At 66.4% G+C, this 17,623-nt stretch carries 16 protein-coding genes, 1 tRNA gene and 1 pseudogene; 8 read left to right on the top strand and 10 right to left on the bottom strand.

Translation table 11 applies throughout. The annotated features are described in order from the left end of the window. Positions 1–6 precede the first annotated feature (6 nt). Complete coding sequence (locus V3G39_12995; GenBank protein XAS75564.1) at positions 7–1,395, bottom strand: DUF222 domain-containing protein; 1,389 nt, start codon at positions 1,393–1,395, stop codon at positions 7–9. A 221-nt stretch (positions 1,396–1,616) separates the two neighbouring features. Here V3G39_12995 and yaaA point away from each other — a divergent pair, with 221 nt between their 5' ends. Further along, positions 1,617–2,366 carry a peroxide stress protein YaaA gene (yaaA, locus tag V3G39_13000; GenBank protein ID XAS75565.1) on the top strand — a complete coding sequence of 250 codons (750 nt, stop codon included), beginning with the start codon at positions 1,617–1,619 and terminating at the stop codon, positions 2,364–2,366. 60 nt (positions 2,367–2,426) lie between these two features. On the opposite strand, the gene V3G39_13005 is transcribed toward yaaA, so the two are convergent. The 7 genes from V3G39_13005 to V3G39_13035 form a co-directional block, all read right to left on the bottom strand. Then, positions 2,427–3,704, bottom strand: coding sequence for a bifunctional RNase H/acid phosphatase (locus tag V3G39_13005; protein XAS75566.1), 1,278 nt, complete (start codon positions 3,702–3,704; stop codon positions 2,427–2,429). A gap of 4 nt (positions 3,705–3,708) precedes the next feature. Next, the gene (locus V3G39_13010) at positions 3,709–4,449 is read right to left on the bottom strand and encodes a C4-type zinc ribbon domain-containing protein (GenBank protein XAS75567.1); all 741 of its coding nucleotides are present in this window, start codon (positions 4,447–4,449) and stop codon (positions 3,709–3,711) included. Beyond that, the gene (locus tag V3G39_13015; GenBank protein ID XAS75568.1) at positions 4,446–5,333 is read right to left on the bottom strand and encodes a Nif3-like dinuclear metal center hexameric protein; all 888 of its coding nucleotides are present in this window, start codon (positions 5,331–5,333) and stop codon (positions 4,446–4,448) included. The genes V3G39_13010 and V3G39_13015 overlap by 4 nt, the downstream gene beginning before the upstream one ends. Positions 5,334–5,446: 113 nt before the next feature. After that, positions 5,447–5,522, bottom strand: a tRNA-Val gene (locus V3G39_13020). 55 nt (positions 5,523–5,577) lie between these two features. Further along, on the bottom strand, positions 5,578–6,072 hold the full coding sequence (locus V3G39_13025) for a hypothetical protein (GenBank protein XAS75569.1): 495 nt from the start codon (positions 6,070–6,072) through the stop codon (positions 5,578–5,580). A 10-nt stretch (positions 6,073–6,082) separates the two neighbouring features. After that, positions 6,083–6,541 (bottom strand): peroxiredoxin, encoded by a 459-nt coding sequence (locus tag V3G39_13030; GenBank protein XAS75570.1) that lies wholly within the window; start codon positions 6,539–6,541, stop codon positions 6,083–6,085. A 55-nt stretch (positions 6,542–6,596) separates the two neighbouring features. Further along, positions 6,597–7,016, bottom strand: a complete 420-nt coding sequence (locus V3G39_13035) for a DUF3052 domain-containing protein (GenBank protein ID XAS75571.1) — start codon at positions 7,014–7,016, stop codon at positions 6,597–6,599. Positions 7,017–7,248: 232 nt separating this feature from the next. Here V3G39_13035 and aceE point away from each other — a divergent pair, with 232 nt between their 5' ends. Beyond that, complete coding sequence (gene aceE, locus V3G39_13040) at positions 7,249–10,008, top strand: pyruvate dehydrogenase (acetyl-transferring), homodimeric type (GenBank protein XAS75572.1); 2,760 nt, start codon at positions 7,249–7,251, stop codon at positions 10,006–10,008. Positions 10,009–10,091: 83 nt separating this feature from the next. Here the strand turns inward: aceE and V3G39_13045 are convergent, their stop codons facing one another. Then, positions 10,092–10,550 carry a glycerophosphodiester phosphodiesterase family protein gene (locus tag V3G39_13045; protein ID XAS75573.1) on the bottom strand — a complete coding sequence of 153 codons (459 nt, stop codon included), beginning with the start codon at positions 10,548–10,550 and terminating at the stop codon, positions 10,092–10,094. A 134-nt stretch (positions 10,551–10,684) separates the two neighbouring features. Then, positions 10,685–10,876: pseudogene (locus V3G39_13050) on the bottom strand (glycerophosphodiester phosphodiesterase family protein). 146 nt (positions 10,877–11,022) lie between these two features. On the opposite strand from V3G39_13050, the gene V3G39_13055 reads away from it, so the two are divergent. The 6 genes from V3G39_13055 to V3G39_13080 all read left to right on the top strand — a co-directional run bounded on the left by V3G39_13055 (position 11,023) and on the right by V3G39_13080 (position 17,599). Continuing rightward, entirely contained in the window at positions 11,023–12,159 is a 1,137-nt protein-coding gene (locus tag V3G39_13055) for a helix-turn-helix domain-containing protein (protein ID XAS75574.1), read from the top strand. 78 nt (positions 12,160–12,237) lie between these two features. Continuing rightward, positions 12,238–13,422 (top strand): acyltransferase domain-containing protein, encoded by a 1,185-nt coding sequence (locus tag V3G39_13060; GenBank protein XAS75575.1) that lies wholly within the window; start codon positions 12,238–12,240, stop codon positions 13,420–13,422. Continuing rightward, the gene (locus V3G39_13065) at positions 13,419–14,498 is read left to right on the top strand and encodes a beta-ketoacyl-ACP synthase III (GenBank protein XAS75576.1); all 1,080 of its coding nucleotides are present in this window, start codon (positions 13,419–13,421) and stop codon (positions 14,496–14,498) included. Before V3G39_13060 ends, V3G39_13065 begins: the two co-directional genes overlap by 4 nt. A 78-nt stretch (positions 14,499–14,576) precedes the next feature. Continuing rightward, on the top strand, positions 14,577–14,825 hold the full coding sequence (locus V3G39_13070) for an acyl carrier protein (GenBank protein ID XAS75577.1): 249 nt from the start codon (positions 14,577–14,579) through the stop codon (positions 14,823–14,825). Between the two features lie 105 nt (positions 14,826–14,930). Continuing rightward, entirely contained in the window at positions 14,931–16,175 is a 1,245-nt protein-coding gene (gene fabF / locus V3G39_13075) for a beta-ketoacyl-ACP synthase II (protein ID XAS75578.1), read from the top strand. After that, positions 16,175–17,599 (top strand): carboxyl transferase domain-containing protein, encoded by a 1,425-nt coding sequence (locus V3G39_13080; GenBank protein XAS75579.1) that lies wholly within the window; start codon positions 16,175–16,177, stop codon positions 17,597–17,599. Before fabF ends, V3G39_13080 begins: the two co-directional genes overlap by 1 nt. Positions 17,600–17,623 lie beyond the last annotated feature (24 nt).

Below are 17,623 nucleotides of genomic sequence, written 5' to 3' on the forward strand. Positions count from 1 at the left end.
TGTGCGTCAGGCCACCTTCGCTGGCCGTGCCGTGTTCGGCATCAGTCCTGGTGTCGTGTTCCAGGTGACGCCGGTGGCGGTGACATCGGCGGTGAGCAGGTCGCGGTGCACGATGGTGTGGTGGCGGGCGCACAGTAGTGCCGCGTTGGTAAGGGTTGTTTCTCCGCCGGTCCACCACGGGGTCACGTGGTGGGCGTCGCACCAGTCCGGTGGCCGATCGCAGTCGGGGAAGGTGCAGCCGTGATCGCGGTGGATGACCGCCGCTCGTAATCCGCCGGTGAAGAGGCGTCTGGCCCGTCCCACGTCCAGTGGCTGCGATGCCCCGCCCAGCACCATCGGGATCAGATCCGCGTCACACGCCAACCGGCGCAACGTGCCCGCGTCGATGAGGTCACCATCAGCGGTGCGCCCGATGCCGGGCAGGTAACCGGGAAGCTTGTCGGCGTCCCGCAGGCGGGCGAGCAGGGTGTTGTAGTCCAGGGTCACGACCAGTTTCGCGGTACCGCCGGTCTCACCGACCGGCCGGGGCGCGGTGCCGTCCAACACGCCGGCAGCTGTTTCCACCAGCCGCAGCAGGGCGTCCGCGCGCCGTTTGCCCGGGGTCCGAAGATCGCGGTCGCGATCAGCCCCACCCGTCGTGTCATCCGGCGCAGTGTCGGGACAGCCTTGTGGTGTCGGCGCGGAGAGGAACTGCAACGCGTGCTTCACGGTCGCGGCGTGCGCGGTCGACAGATCTGCCTCGAACCGGGTCAACCCACCGGACAGGGCATACCACCGCACCGACTCACACTCCTGCTGCACTTCCTCATCACCCGCGAGTTGTTCGGGGGCGAACCGGCCGATGATCCGGGTGGACAGTTCCTTCAACGCCCGGGACCCGTAACTGGACAAACTCAGATACCGCAACAACATCTCATCGCGGTCCGCGCACGGCAGTTGGCGGCATACCCGCGGCACTTCCCGCAACGCCACCGCTGCAACAGCCACACTCGCGGACCCAGCCGCCAGACAGCAAGACACGACCTGATTGCGCGGGTCAGCGCACTCCACCCCGACCGCACCCACCCGCCGGACAACCACCGGATCCACCCCCCGAGCGTGCTGCGCAACCCACCCCGGGGCACCCGTCGCCATCGAACCGGCGACCGTCCCACGCGTCAAGGCCTCCGCGGTGGTCAACACCGCAACATTCTCCGCACGGCACACCACCGTCAGCATGCTCGACACCACGTCGCCCAGGTCTGCTTCGCTGAGCTGGAACAACACCCCCGGCCAGGTGTCCAGCGACGCGAGGAAATCTGTCAACAGTCCCATCAACCGGGCGCCCGTACCGGGAGCTGCGGGCGCGATCGGCGAGGGCGGCGAGGGTGCATGGTCAGGGACTGGATGACTCACGATCCGCCCCTTTCCAAATGCTGCCCAAATGCTTCGAACTGATGTATTCATCATACGTACGTTCGGGTGTGCACACAAGGGATTAAGCGGACGAATTCTATTGATATCAATGGGATTCCGACCAATAGTTATCCACATCCCCCATCTACTTCCCGAGTTATCCACACATCTGCCGTGCACCCTTCCGGGCCCATCAAGCACCCCTCACCTAGGCTGCGTTCGTGCTTGTCCTGTTGCCACCATCAGAGTCCAAAACTGCCGGTGGGGGTCGCAGTCGTCCGCTGGATCTCGCCGAACTGTCGTTCCCAGCCCTGACACAAGGCCGCGCAGAAGTGCTGGCCGCACTGGAACTGACATCTCGCAACAATGATGCTGCGTCGGTCCTCAAAGTCAGCCCCAACCTGACCGAGGAGATCGCTCGCAATACGCGATTGCGCACCGCTGCCGCAACCCCGGCCGGTCGCCTCTACACGGGCGTTCTGTACGACGCCCTGAGCCTGGCCTCGCTCGACGCCGCAGCACTGCGCCGAGCACGTCGGTGGATCGTGATCCAGTCAGCCGCATTCGGGGCCCTGCGGCTCGGCGACAAGATCCCGCCGTACCGGCTGTCCATGGGCGTCAGCCTGCCCGGCGTCGGCCCGCTTGCCGCATGGTGGCGACCGCACCTGGCGCCTGAGATGACCGCAGCGGCCGGCCGCAAGCTTGTCGTGGACTGCCGCTCCAGCACCTACGCCGCCGCGTGGACACCCGGCCCGGCATCGGCGCTGCGCTGGGTACGTATCGACGTCCCCGGCGCCACTCACAACGCCAAGCACACCCGTGGACTGGTGACCCGCGCCATCTGCCAACTGATGACAGAACCGACCACACCGCAGGCGCTTCAGGCAGCCCTCAGCCCGTCCTTTCAGACGAGCCTGGTGCCCGCCGCGGCAGCCACCAAACCGTGGTCTCTGCGGATCACCGCCCGCTGATGACCGCTCTGCAGTAACCCGCCTCAGGTGCCGGCCGGCGCAGAGATCCGAACGGCAGGGTCAGCTCTGCCGTAGATGATGGGTGACGTTCAAACTGTCGACAGTCGCCTTACCGTCCGGCCAGACCTGCACCGTGGTCAACGACGCCGGATCGGCCTGCAGCATCCAGGCGGTTTCACCCGGTATGCCGAGCAGCAGGGACAACACCACCATCAAGGGTTTGCGATGCGTTGCCACCACGGCTGTGCCGCCCGGCCCGGCAGCCGCGACGGCTGAGGCAAAGCCCCGCGACACCCGCGCGGCGAGCTCCGCGTGCGACTCGCCACCCGCAGGGCGGAAGTCTGCCTCGATCCGCATCCGAGCCAGCTGCCCCGGGTACTTCCGCTCGATCTGCGGGAAGGTCAGCCCATCCCACTCTCCTACGTGCTGCTCGTCCCAGTCGTCGTCGACCTGGGCGCTGACCCCCAACGCGGCGCCGGCCGCGGCGCCGGTCTGCGCGGCTCGCGACAGAGAGGACGTCACGAGATGCACGACACCGCCCAGACGCTGCGCCAACTCCTGCGCTGCAGCCGCCGCCTGAGCTCGCCCCTGCGCATTCAGGCTCGGGTTCGCGCCACCGCGACCGTCGAGTCGGTGGTTGACCGTGAAGTCGGTAACGCCATGCCGGAGCAGGATCACGGTTGTCGCGGTACCCGGATCGGGACGCATGGGCGCAGATGCTGGCGACGGCCGCGGTGCAGATGCGTCCTGGCCGGATACCTGACCCGGCACGAGCTGCTCATCGAACAAGGTCGCGTCTGTCGCGGCGGCCGGCGAGGAAGTGGCGGGCGCTCGATCCTGGCCTGATTTCTGTTGTTCGGAGGGGTTGGCCAAGTCGGCGGAGTCGCTCCCGGCAACCCACAGATCCCGCACGATCGTGCGGCCGTCCATACCGTCATTGCTGAGCTTGTCGGCGGCCTTGTTGACCTCGCGTGGGATCCAGGTCCAGCTGACCTCTCCTCCGTTGGAACGCAGACTGCGCACCAGAGCCTGCGCCTGCATAGCGAGCCGCTTCATATCCTCGTGCTTGATCTTCCAGCGACCAGCCATCTGCTCAACGACCAGTTTGGAGTCCATCCGCACTGCGACCCGCGCCCCCGGGTCGATGGCCAGAGCTGCTTCCAGCCCCGCAATCACTCCCGAGTACTCGGCGACGTTGTTGCTCGCCTTGCCCAGTGGCGCCGCGCGCTCTGCGAGCAACTCCCCCGACGCTGCGTCCTTGACCAGCGCGCCGTAGCCGGCGACTCCGGGATTACCCCGGGACCCGCCATCGGCTTCGACAATCAGTTCGCGCGCCACCGGATCACAATCCCGACTCTGCAGTACGCACCAGAATGCGCCCGCACTCGTCGTGTCGAAGGACTTCGTCCTCGACCGCGCCACGGATGCGCGCGAGCTCGGACTGGTCCAACTCCAGACCGCACCCGCCGCAGCGCCGCTGTCCCAGAGCTGCGGCTGCGATTCCACCCCGCTGCTCACGGATACGCAGGTAGAGGTCGAGCAGGTCCTGACCGACACCCGCAGAGATGTTCGCGCGCTCGGCCAGGATGCGTTCGCGCTCGGAGTTCAACTCCGCCAGTTCGGCATCGCGCTGTGCGACGAGCTCGGCCAAGGTCGCGTCGTGCTGGGCGGCCTGCTGCTCGCGGCGACCTTCGACGGCCCGCAGATCCTCGGCGCGCTCCATGATCTCCAACTCGATGTCCTCCAGCTCGCCCTGGCGTCTGGACAGCGCCTCCAACTCGTGCTGCAGAGCCTGCAGGTCTTTCGGCGACCCGGTCCCGGCATCCAGGCGTGCCTGGTTGCGCGTGGCGCGATCGCGGACCTGTTGGACATCGACCTCTGCACGGGTGATCTCGCGATCGATGTCCATCAACGCGGTACGGGCTATGACCACTTCCTCCCGCGCTGTCTGCGCTTCCTGCTCGGCTTTCGCTGCCTGGGCGGCGACCGGGTGGTTCTCGACGCGGTGGGCGATCTGATCCAACCGCGTGTCGAGTTTCTGTAGGTCCAGCAACCGCCATTGACGGCTGGTGTCAGCTTTCACGAACGCTCCTGTTGCTCTGCCGGTCGATGGCCATCTGTGTGCTGCCCGTCTGTGCAGTGCCCGAGGGTGAAATCCCACGGGTCGGTCCGCAGATCGCAGACGTGGGTGACGATACGTGCCTGCAGTGCCTCCGCGAGACGAGCCGCCGCTGCAGCGAGCCAGAGCTGCTCAGTCGCGTAATGCCCCGCATCGACGAGGTAGGGAGGGCCACCGTTGGCCTCCTCGCGCGCCTCGAGGGCCGGATGATGCCGCAGATCAGCGGTGATGTAGACATCAGCACCGCTGGCGCGGACCTCGTCGAACCGGTCGTCACCTGATCCGCCCATGACCGCGATGGTCCGCACGAGTGCGTCCGGATCGCCCGCCACACGTACCCCGACCGGTGTTGGCGGCAACGCCGCTGCCAACCGGGTCGCGAACTCGCGCAGCGTGATAGGTGCCTGCAACTCCCCTACCCGACCGATCGGGTATCCGTCCTCGTGGCAGAGGGGTCGCGCATCCGCCGGCAACCCGGCTGCCGAGGCGAGCGCGTCGTTGACACCCGGGCGGGCGACATCAGCGTTGGTATGCGCGCAGAGCATCGCGAGGTCGGCGACTATCGCCGCGGTGACGATCGCGCCTTTGGCCGACGTCGTGGCCACCGAATGCACCCCGCGCAGCAGCAACGGGTGATGGGTGATGAGCAGATCTGCACCCGCATCGATCGCATCCTGCACCACGGCCCGGGTCGGATCGACCGCAAAATGTACGCGGCGCACGGGCTGGCCCGGATCACCGGTGACGAGGCCCACCCGGTCCCAGGACGCGGCGCTCGAGGCGGGATAGAAACCCTCCAGAACTTCGAGCACATCGCTCAGCGTGGGGGGTTGCGCCGCAGCAGTCATGATTCCATTCTCGCCGTCTCCGGACACTGAAGCCAGCCTGCGCGGCGGGTCTGGCCAAACATGCATGACCGGCACCCCCGTCGCGGGGGTGCCGGTCAGTGTCACGCGTGAAGTGGTAGGCCCGGCCGGGCTCGAACCGACGACCACCGCGGTGTAAACGCGGTGCTCTACCAACTGAGCTACAGGCCCCTGACCACGAGCAATCGGGCGTGCCGATCCTAGACGAAGATCTGCCGCGGTCCCATCACTGCGTTGCGACCTCGCCCTCGTTCATCCGTGCCTCGTAGTAATCCGAACTCTCGTGACGCCATATCAGCACGATGGCACCCACGCCGATCGCGACGTTGAGCGCACTGACCGCCAGTCCGAGCTGTCCGCCACCTTGGGAGAGCACCGCTGAGGCGGTGTAGAGAAAACTGATCACCGAGAACGCGCACAGCCCGCTGGCGACGTAACGCGCCCAGGTGCGGCCCCTCCTGTTGAACACCGCCATGGCCACCCACAGCAGGGCGCCGAGTACCCCGATGACGGCGGCAGTGATGACCCTGCCGTGGAAGATCGTCTCGATCTGAGCCGGAGTGAGCCGGTCTGCGACAGCTCGCTTGGTGTTGCTGTTCACAATCGACGCATGCACCGGACCGGTGTTGAGCACACTGAACACGACGCCGAACAGAGTCAGCGCCGCCCCGAGGCACATCAGCTTGACACCACCCAGCAACGTACGGGGCGGTTGAATCACATCAACCGGTTCACAGCGCGGTCAGAGCCTCATGGAACCCACCGAAGTCTCGTGCCTCACCGGGACCGTTGACCAGAGTCCAGCGCAGCACGCCCTGGGTGTCGACCAGGAAGGTTCCCCGGATCGCCAGACCTGCCGGCTCGAGGAAGACGTCGTAGGCGCGGGACACCTCACCATGCGGCCAGAAGTCGGACAGCAGCGGGAAGTCGTAACCCTGCTCATCGGCCCAGGCACGCTGGGAGTACATCGTGTCGCATGAGACGCCGACCACCTGCACGTCCGGGTTGGCAAATCGGGAGATGTCGTCTCTGATCTCGCACAGCTCCCCGGTACAGATGCCGGAGAAGGCAAAGGGATAGAAGACCAGCAGCACAGCCTTGTCGGCGCGCAGTGTCGACAGCGAGGTGTCCTGGCCGAACTGGTCCTTGAGGGTGAATTCCGGGGCGATATCGCCAATCTGCAGGGTCATCGCGTTCGGGTCCTTACCAAGTGTCGGGGCACTGCGGAAAATTTCGTGGGGTGACTCATCGCTGCTTCGCCGTCCCGCCTTGAACCAGCTTCGTGGCGATCCAGTCGGCACCCGCCTTCAGCGGGGAGGAGGCCTTCAAACCTGCCGTCTGGGCGGCTTCTTCGATATCGGCGGGCTCCACCGTGTCGGGGTGACCGCTCACCGGCGAGAGCAGAACTACGAATCCCTTGTCGGCGAGACCGGCCAGCGCATCAACGCAGTCATCGATAAGGTCGCCGTCACCTTCACGCCACCACAGCAGCACTGCGTCGACCACCCCGTCGAAGGTTTCGTCTTCGATCGGCGATCCGATGGCCGCCTCGACAGCCTCCCGGAACTGAACATCGGCGTCGTCATCCCAACCGATCTCCTGCACGATCTGTCCGTCGACGAACCCGAGACGTCCGCCTAGCGTCGTCTCTCCCTCTTGCTTCAAGGGCCATCCTTTCTGCGCCGTCCCGTGGGTCGACTATCGGTGATGCGGTGCTCCATAATCGCGCGTGTTTGCGCTTAGTCCACCCGCAACCGACCGTATTTGCAACCGATCACCTCCACAGCGCTGTGAAGTGACGAGTCGGTGGTCCCTACTCAAAAGTAATCGACCAGGGTGCGGAGCCGGAGATCCGGCGGGTGGAGGATGGTCGTTAAGCACCTGAGAGGAGCCACCCGTGGCACGTGAAGAAGCAGGTCCCATCCTGAATGGCATTCCGAGCCAGCTCCCGGACATCGATCCCGAAGAGACCGCAGAATGGCTGCAGTCACTCGACGCAGTCATCGAGCAGGGCGGTCCGGCCCGAGCGCGCTACGTCATGCTCAAAATGCTGGCGCGAGCCAGGGAGAAGCAGATCGGTGTCCCGTCCCTGACGGCCACCGACTACATCAACACCATCCCGGCCGAGGCCGAGCCGTGGTTCCCCGGCGATGAGGAAGTCGAGCGCCGCTACCGCGCGTGGCTGCGCTGGAACGCCGCGATGATGGTGCACCGCGCGCAGCGGCCCGGGATCGGAGTCGGTGGCCACATCTCCACCTACGCCTCCGCGGCGACCCTCTACGAGGTCGGCTTCAATCACTTCTTCCGCGGTAAGGACCACCCCGGCGGCGGCGACCAGGTCTTCTTCCAAGGGCACGCCTCCCCCGGGATGTACTCGCGGGCCTTCCTGGAGGGACGCCTGTCCGAAGCACAACTGGACAGTTTCCGACAGGAGCAGTCCCACCGGGTCGACGGCCAGCGCGGCCTACCGTCCTACCCGCACCCACGCAACATGCCCGACTTCTGGGAATTCCCCACGGTGTCGATGGGGATCGGCCCGATGAACGCGATTCATCAGGCGCAGTTCAATCGCTACCTCGCGGGACGCGGGATGAAGGACACGAGCCAACAGCACGTGTGGGCCTTCCTCGGCGACGGCGAGATGGACGAGCCGGAGTCGCGCGGGCTGCTGCAGACAGCGGCCAACGACGGCCTGGACAACCTGACGTTCGTCATCAACTGCAACCTGCAACGCCTGGACGGCCCGGTCCGCGGCAACGGCAAGATCATCCAGGAGTTGGAGTCCTTCTTCCGCGGCGCCGGCTGGAATGTCATCAAATGCATCTGGGGCCGCGGCTGGGACCCGCTGCTCGCCGCAGATCGCGACGGCGCGCTGGTCAACATCATGAACGAGACCCCGGACGGGGACTATCAGACGTTCAGGGCCAACGACGGTGCCTATGTGCGGGAACACTTCTTCGGCCGCGACCCGCGCACCCGCGCGATGGTCAAGGACTGGTCGGACGAGGACGTCTGGTGGAAGCTCAAGCGGGGCGGGCACGACTACCGCAAGGTGTACGCCGCCTACCGGGCCGCGATGGCGCACCATGGCCAGCCGACCGTCATCCTGGCCAAGACCATCAAGGGCTACTCGCTGGGTACCCACTTCGCCGGTCGCAACGCCACGCATCAGATGAAGAAGCTGGCGCTGGAGGACCTCAAAGGGTTCCGTGATTCGCTGCACATCCCGATCAGCGACAAGGTGCTGGAAGACGATCCGTACCGGCCGCCCTACTACCACCCCGGCGAGAACGATCCGGCGATCCAGTACCTGCGTGAGCGTCGGACCAAGCTGGGTGGCGGTGTGCCCAGTCGTCGCACCGAAGGGATGTCCCTGAAACTGCCCGGTGACGGCGCCTATGCATCGGTCAAGAAGGGATCGGGCAAGCAGGAGATCGCCACCACGATGGCCTTCGTACGCGGACTACGAGATCTGATGCGGGACAAGGACTTCGGCCCCCACATCGTGCCTATCATCCCCGACGAGGCGCGGACGTTCGGAATCGACAGTTTCTTCCCGACCGCGAAGATCTACAACCCGCACGGGCAGCATTACACGTCCGTGGACGCGGAGCTGATGCTGGCATACAAGGAGTCGACCGACGGTCAGATTCTGCACATGGGCATCGACGAGGCCGGATCGGTGTCTGCATTCACCGCAGTCGGTACCTCGTACGCGACGCACGGCATCCCGATGGTGCCGATCTACGTCTTCTATTCGATGTTCGGGTTCCAGCGCACCGGTGACTTCATCTGGGCGGCGAGCGACCAGATGGCGCGCGGCTTCCTGATCGGTGCCACCGCAGGCCGCACCACGCTCACCGGTGAAGGTCTGCAGCACGCGGATGGTCATTCGCTGCTACTGGCCGCCACCAATCCGGCCATCGTCGCCTACGACCCCGCATACGCGTACGAGACGTCGCACATCATGCAGGAGGGGATCCGCCGGATGTTCGGTGACGATCCGGAGAACGTCATCTACTACCTCACTGTCTACAACGAGCCCATGCGCCAGCCGGCCGAGCCGGAGGACGTGGACGCCGAAGGCATCCTGCGCGGTATGCATCGCATCAGCGAAGGCAGTCTCGAAGGGGTCGACGAGAATCCGCCTCGCGCCCAACTGCTCGCCTCCGGCGTCGGCGTGCCGTGGGCCCTGGAGGCTCAGGAGCTGCTGCGGGATGACTTCGGGGTTGTGGCGGACGTGTGGTCGGTGACGTCGTGGAACGAGCTTCGGCGCGACGGCCTGGCATGCGACGAGCAGTCCTTCCTGCATCCGGAGGAAGAGCGACGGGTGCCCTACGTGACCCAGCGCCTGCAGGACGCGCCCGGACCGGTCCTGGCCGTGTCGGACTGGATGCGCCAGGTGCAGGATCAGATCACCAACTGGGTGCCGGGTGACTACCACTCACTCGGGGCGGACGGTTTCGGTTTCAGCGACACCCGCGCGGCGGCACGGCGGTATTTCCACATCGACGGCCCGTCACTGGCCGTGCGGACGTTGCAGGCCCTGGCCGACCGCGGTGAGATAGACCAGTCCAAGGCGCTCGAAGCAGCGACGAAGTACCGGCTGCTCGACGTGACCGCCGGAACGTCCGGCAACGCGGGCGGCGAATCCTGACCCACCGCACCAGACGACGGTGACACCGCTAAACCCGAGGGGCTCAGGTCGACGTGAGCCTCTCGGGTTCTGCTGTGCCAGGGTCAGCGGCGTCCGTACGCTCCCGTCGAGCGCGCCATGACCTCGTCGCGAGCGAGCACGGCAAGATCTGGTTGGTCGCAGATCAACGCATCGACACCCACCCGCAAGAATCTGCGCATCTCCGCCACCACGTCGCCGTGGTCGGCCTCCTGACCGGGACGCCGCAGGTCCTCAGGCAGGAAGGCGTTCTCAGCGCGGAAGGTCCAGACGTGCACGCGCAGACCGGCTGCGTCGGCCCAACCCGACAGGCGCCGCAGGCCGGTCGGGCTCAGCAGGTCGTCGTAACTGCTCGGTCCGGTCGTCGACGCGAGCTGCAGCGGATCATCCTCGAGGAGAAAGGTCAACGGCAGGTCCGATCCCAGCTCAGCTCGTAACCGGATCAGACTGGACAGCTCGAACGACGACACGAAGATCGGGATGTGAGTGCCCGGCGCCCGGTACGCATTCAGCGTCGCGAGCACGCACCTGCAGCAAATCCGCAAAGGTTGCGACACGTAAGCGTCCGTCGTAGACGGTGTTGGACCCGCGCAGGTGTCCCATCCGCTCGGTCGCCCAGAGCGTCCTGATCTCAGCGAGGGTGATAATCCTCCACGAATCAGTCGCTGACCTCGCCACTGCCGCACCGCCGCGTCCTGCGCCGGTAGGCGAACTCGCGGCGATGGGCGACGTCCGTCGTCAGCGACAGCTCGGACTCATGCCGGCAGACCAGCTGAGCGTCCCAGGTCATCACCAGGTCCGGCTCGAGCGAGTCGACACCGAGGCGGGCGGCGAGAAGGTGGGACTCGACGGTGTGCTCCGGTCACCGAGGCGATGACTGTGGATAAACAATCGTCCTCGGCCGCCGCACCCACCCGCGGATGAGTACATCCGCGGATCTCCTCGAATCCCTGCGATTTACCCCAGTTATAGAGGTCATACAAATACGCTGTCCAGATGAGTAGTGGTACGCATCACCGGTTGGAGCAGCGCGCCGGTGAGTTGTCGACAGCGGCCGTCCAACAGATGGAGACGGCGTACCAGTGGTACCGGCAGTTGTCGGCCTCCGACCGGTCCTGGGTCGGGCTGGTGGCCCAGGCCGGTATCGGAGATTTCATCTCCTGGCACGGCGACCAGTCACAGGCACCGTCAGTGGCGACGGATGTGTTCGGCAGCGCGCCGAGGGATCTGATGCGCACCGTAACGCTGCGCCAGACGCTCGATCTGGTCCGCACGGTCATCGACGTCGTGGAACAACAGGTGGCGACGCTGGCTGCGCCGGGCCAGGAGGTTCAGCTACGGGAGGCCGTGCTCACCTACTCCCGGGAGATTGCCTTCGGAGCAGCACAGGTGTACGCGAGCGCCGCGGAGAGCCGTGGAGCGTGGGACGCCCGGTTGGAATCGCTCGTCGTCGACGCCGTCCTGCGCGGTGAGGCCGACGAAGCACTGACCTCGCGGGTATCGGCGCTCGGGTGGGACGAAGTGCACGACATCGTTGTGGTGGTCGGCTCCGCACCAGCGGGTCCGGGCGCGGAAACAGTGGATTCGCTACGACGAGAGGCGGTCCGGCGCAATCTCTCGGTGCTTGCGGCAGTTCAGCGCAACCGGCTGATCGCCATCATCGGTGGGCTGAACGACGCGCTGGCCGGGGTGACCGCCATCAGCTCCCAGTGGGGAGAGGGTCCGGTGGTCATCGGAGTCAAGGTGCCGCACCTGTTCGCAGCCGGGCGTAGCGCGCGCGCCGCCATCGCCGGTCACGCAGCGGCACCTGCGTGGCCGGAGGCGCCCCGACCATGCATGGCTCAGGAGCTACTTCCGGAGCGCGTGTTGGCCGGTGACTTCCGCGCCCGACGTCGACTGATCGACAAGATCGCTGACCCCCTGGCCGCCCATCCAGCACTCTACGAAACTGCGACGGCCTACCTCGAACACGGAAGTCTCGAGGCAACAGCCAGGATGCTCTTCGTGCACCCGAACACCGTGCGCTACCGATTGGGTCGGATCAACGACCTGACCGACTGCGATCTCACGCACTCCCGAGAAGCCTTCACGATGCGTCTGGCCCTCGCGATCTCGCACCTGCCCGATTTGTAGTAAACCTACAAAACCAGCACGTCAACTTGGTCGCGCCGCCACCCGGGAACCCGGCCCCGACCAGTGCACGATGGGTACGTGCTAGCAATCGTGTGTCCCGGTCAGGGTTCCCAGACCCCTGGATTCCTCTCCCCGTGGATGGAGGTGCCGGGCTTCCGGGAGCGCCTCTCCTGGCTGTCGGCCGTCGCCGGCATGGATCTCGTCGCTCACGGCACGACCTCGGATGCCGACACCATCAAGGACACCGCAGTCGCGCAACCGCTCATCGTCGGCTCCGGACTGGTGTCCCTGCTGGCACTGTTCGAGCACCCGATGGACGGTTTCCGGCTCGTCGGAGCGGGCGCTGGTCACTCTGTCGGAGAGATCACCGCAGCATCCGCAGCCGGAGTCCTCTCCGCGGAGCAGGCGATGGTGTTCGTCCGAGAGCGCGGAGCCGGGATGGCCGCGGCGAGCGCCGCCTCGAAGACCGGAATGAGTGCGGTCCTCGGCGGGGATCGTGACGAGGTGCTGACCGTCATCGCACAGCACGGCCTCACTGCTGCGAACATCAATGCCGCCGGCCAGGTCGTCGCAGCCGGCACCATGGAGCAGCTGGCAGCACTGAAGAACTCACCCCCCGCCAAGACGAGGGTCATCCCACTGCCGGTCGCAGGTGCATTCCACACCGAGCACATGACACCTGCGGTGGCCCGACTCGCCGGGCTGGCTGCGGCCATCTCCACGCACGATTCGCGTATCCCACTTGTCAGTAACCGCGACGGGCAGGTCATGCACCAGGGCCGTGAGGTGCTCAGCCGCCTCGTCAGTCAGGTACGTCGCCCCGTGCGGTGGGATCTGACTATGGAGTCGCTGGCGTCGATGGGGGTGACCGGACTGATCGAGATCCCCCCGGCGGGCACCCTCGTCGGCCTCGCCAAGCGCGGCATGCCCGGTGTCGAGACACTGGCTCTGAAGTCGCCCGATGATCTGGAGCAGGCGATCCGGATGGTCGGCGAGCATGGCGAGCAGCACGACAGCGGCATCGCGCCGTCCTGGCGGCTCGTGATTGCACCGGCCAAGGGCATCGTTAATCTGGACCCCACCGAAATCGGCACCACCATCGTGCCCGGCAGCCAGATTGCCGAAGTGTCGACTCTTCGGGACAGCTACCCCGTCGTGTCACCGCACGGCGGCCAGATCATCGAGTGGCTGGTTGAGGATGGCGACCCGGTCGCTCCCGGCCAACCGCTGGTTCGGCTGCACCCGACGAGCATCAGCCGATGACGAGCAGCGCGAAAGGCACCGGCGTGTTGCGCTCGGTCTCAGGGGCGCAACACGCCGCGATCCTCGGAATCGGCGCCTACCGGCCCGAGCGGGTTGTCACCAACGACGACATCTGCGAATGGGTCGACTCCACAGACCAGTGGATCCGGGACCGCACCGGCATCATCAGCCGGCGCTTTGCACGCCCGGATGAGACTGTCATCGACATGGCGTACGCCGCCGCCGGGCCCGCCCTGGAAATGGCGGGTATCACCGCCGACCAGCTGAGCGGGGTCATCGTCGCGACCATTACCCACACGATGCAGACCCCTGCAGCCGCACCGATGCTCGCGGCCCGACTGGGCGCGAACGGCCCAGTCGCGTTCGACATCTCTGCGGCCTGCGCCGGCTACTGCCACGGCATCGCCCTCGCCTCGGACATGATCCGCGGCGGCAGCGCCGAGTACATCCTGGTCGTCGGAGTCGAGAAGCTGTCCGACATCACTGACAAGCGCGACCGCGGCTCGGCGTTCATCTTCGCCGACGGTGCGGGCGCGGCCGTCGTGGGACCGTCGACCACCCCCGGCATCGGCCCTGTGGTGTGGGGGTCGGACGGTGAGAAATGGGAGGCCATCTCCCAGCGCGTGCCGTGGGACACCATCGTGGCATTGCAGGAACAGGAAGACCTCACTGGCGAACCCGCCGACTGGGTCGCTGCGGGCGCTCTGGACGCGGCAGAGGCCTCGACCCTGAAGATGGCCGGTCAGACGGTTTTCCGGTGGGCCGTCTGGTCGATGGCGCCAGTTGCCCAACAGGCCATCGACGCCGCCGGCATCACCGCCGCCGACCTCGACGCCTTCATTCCCCACCAGGCCAATATGCGCATCACTGATCTCATGATCAAGAAGCTCAACCTTCCCGCCGACGTTGCGGTGGCGCGAGATATTGCCGAAACCGGAAATACCTCGGCAGCATCCGTACCGCTGGCAACGGAGCGGATGATCCGTGAAGGCGCCGCGCCGCGCGGCGGACTCGCGCTGCAGATCGGCTTCGGCGCCGGGCTTTCCTACGCTGCCCAAGTCGTGCGACTGCCATAGCGCCACTCAGACACCCGCGGCTCGGCGGGAACTCCGGGCCAGCAGAGAACCATCCCGCAGCAATGAAGGAGAACAGCAATGGCGCAAGATGAGCAGGAAATCCTGTCCGGTCTGGCCGATATCGTCAACGAAGAGACGGGCGTCGACGCTGCCGATGTGCAGCCCGGAAAGTCGTTCACCGACGACCTGGACATTGACTCGCTGTCGATGATGACGATCGTGGTCAACGCCGAGGAGAAGTTCGGCGTCACCATCCCCGACGACGAGGTCAAGAATCTCAACACTGTCGGCGACGCAGTGAAGTACATCCACAAGGCTCAGGGCTGACGCACGATCATCCGGGTGGTCCGCTGTCGGCGGGCCACCCGGAAACGCCCCCTGCGGCACCCCCCGAAACACCCACACGCACCTCGCACAAGGAGTTCCCACCCCATGACTGCAGACCGGCGCATCGTCGTCACCGGAGTCGGCGCGACCACTCCGCTGGGCGGCACCATGACTTCGACCTGGGAGGCGTTGCTGGCCGGTACGTCCGGCGCCAAGCCGCTTCCCCAGGAATGGCTGGACCGCTACGAGCTGCCGGTGAGGTTCGCAGCGACCCTCGCACAGCCGCCGTCGGAGGTGCTGAAGAAGGTGGAGATCCGCCGGATGGACCCCTCTGGTCAGTACGCCGTGATCGCTTCTCGCGAAGCGTGGGCTGATGCCGGCTCACCCGAATTGGACCCGGAGCGTCTGGGCGTGGCGATCGGCACCGGTATCGGCGGTGTGCACACCCTGCTGGACCAGTACGACGTACTGAAGGAAAAGGGCCCACGCCGGGTCTACCCGCTCACCGTGCCGATGCTGATGCCGAACTCCGCCTCCGGCAACGTCTCTCTCGAACTGGGTGCCCGCGCCGGCGCCCACACCACCGTCTCGGCGTGTGCGTCGGGCGCCGAAGCCATGGGGTACGCGGCAGCGATGATCCGCGACAACCGGGCCGACGTCGTCGTCGCCGGAGGCACCGAAGCAGCCATCCACCCGCTACCCGTTGCCGGGTTCGCGTCGATGCGCGCACTGTCCACGCGCAACGACGATCCGACGCACGCCTCGCGCCCCTACGACACCGACCGGGACGGCTTCCTGATGGGTGAAGGCGCCGGGGTCGTCGTGCTCGAGGCGTACGACCACGCGGTAGCTCGCGGCGCGCGTATCTACGCCGAACTGGCCAGCATCGGGATGTCGGCGGATGCCTTCCACATCACCGCCCCGGAACCGGAGGGTGCCGGAGCGTCCCGCGCGATGCTGGAAGCCGTCGAGCGGGCGGGTCTGTCCCCCCGCGACATCGTCCACATCAACGCGCACGCCACCTCGACCCCGGTCGGAGATATCGCTGAGTGCAACGCGATCCGACGGGCATTCGGCAAGGACACCGATGGAATCGCGATCACCGCGACGAAGTCGATGACCGGGCATCTGTTGGGGGCCGCGGGCGCGCTGGAAGGCGTCATCACGGTGCTGAGCATCTACCACCGCATCGTGCCGGCGACCACCAACATCGACAACCTCGACCCGGAGATATCCCTGGATATCGTGCGTGGCGAGCACCGCATCCTGCCCGACGGCGATATCGCGGCCATGAACAACTCGTTCGGTTTCGGCGGCCACAACGTGGCCCTGGCAGTGAAGAGCATCTGATGACGACCACACACCCCGCAGCCCCGGACGCTGCCCAGGACGCGCCGGATCCCCGCGATCCGCTGACCCGATTGCACATCTTCTTCGACGAAGGGTCGATGGAGCTGATCTCCGCGCAGGACCGCAGCGGAATGCTCGCCGCCATCGGCACGGCCCGCGGTACGAAGGTGGTTGTCTTTGCCGCTGATGCGCGTATCCAGGGCGGCGCGCTCGGTGCAGAGGGCTGTGACGTGATCGTGAAGGCCTATGAGCGCGCCCTGACCGAGCAGACACCCGTCGTGGGCCTGTGGCAGTCCGGCGGGGCACGCCTGGCTGATGGTGTGGTCTCGCTGAACGGAATGGGCGAGGTGTTCGCGATCATGACCCGCGCATCCGGCAAGATCCCGCAGATCTCGGTCGTCGTCGGCGCTGCTGCCGGCGGCGCCGCGTACGGACCGGCACTGACGGACATCGTCATCCTCGGCCCGGACGGCCTGATCTTCGTTACCGGTCCCGACGTGGTTCGTTCGGTCACTGGCGAACATGTCACCGCCAAGCGGCTGGGTGGCGCCGAGCCGCACGGCCGCCGCTCCGGTGTTGTCCACGTGGTGACCGAGACCACTGAAGAGGCCTACGAGCGCGGCCGCCAGATGGTCGACCTGCTGGGAAACCAGGGCGAGCTGGATTTGAGTTCGGTGCAGGATCGTGACCTGGCTGCGACCTTCCCGGAGTCGGCAAAACGCGCCTACGACGTGCATCCCCTGATCGAGAACTTTGTCGACGACCCGGCCGATTCCATTGAGCTGCACCCCAAGTGGGCCCCGAGCATCATTACCGCGCTGGGGCGCCTGGGCGGGCGCACCGTGGGCCTGGTGGCCAACAACCCCCTGCGCCTCGGCGGTTGCCTGGACGCGACGTCCGCGGAGAAGGCGAGCCGGTTCGTGCGGATGTGCGACGCGTTCGGAATCCCCCTCGTCGTCTTGGTGGATGTGCCCGGTTACCTGCCCGGGGTCGGTCAGGAGTGGGACGGCGTCGTGCGACGAGGCGCGAAGCTGCTGCACGCGTTCGCCGAGGCAGTCGTACCGCGCGTTACTCTCGTTACCCGCAAGACCTACGGTGGCGCGTACATCGCGATGAACTCGCGTTCCCTGGGAGCGACCCGGGTGTTCGCCTGGCCGACCGCCGAGGTCGCCGTGATGGGCCACGTAGCAGCCGTCCGGATTCTGCACCGCCGCCGACTGGCGGAGGTGGAGCCGGAAGAGCGCACCGCCGTGGAGAACGAACTCGCCGTCGAGCACGCGGTGTTGGCCGGCGGGTTGCCACGTGCAGTCGAGATCGGAGTTGTCGACGAGATCATCGAGCCGACGACCACTCGCACTGCGCTTGCCGCCGCCATTGTGGCTGCCCCGCAACGACGCGGGGATCACGGCAACATTCCGCTCTGACCGCGGCAATCGCCGGCGGCCGAA

The organism is Dermatophilaceae bacterium Sec6.4 (genome assembly GCA_039636865.1).
Lineage (GTDB): Bacteria > Actinomycetota > Actinomycetes > Actinomycetales > Dermatophilaceae > Allobranchiibius.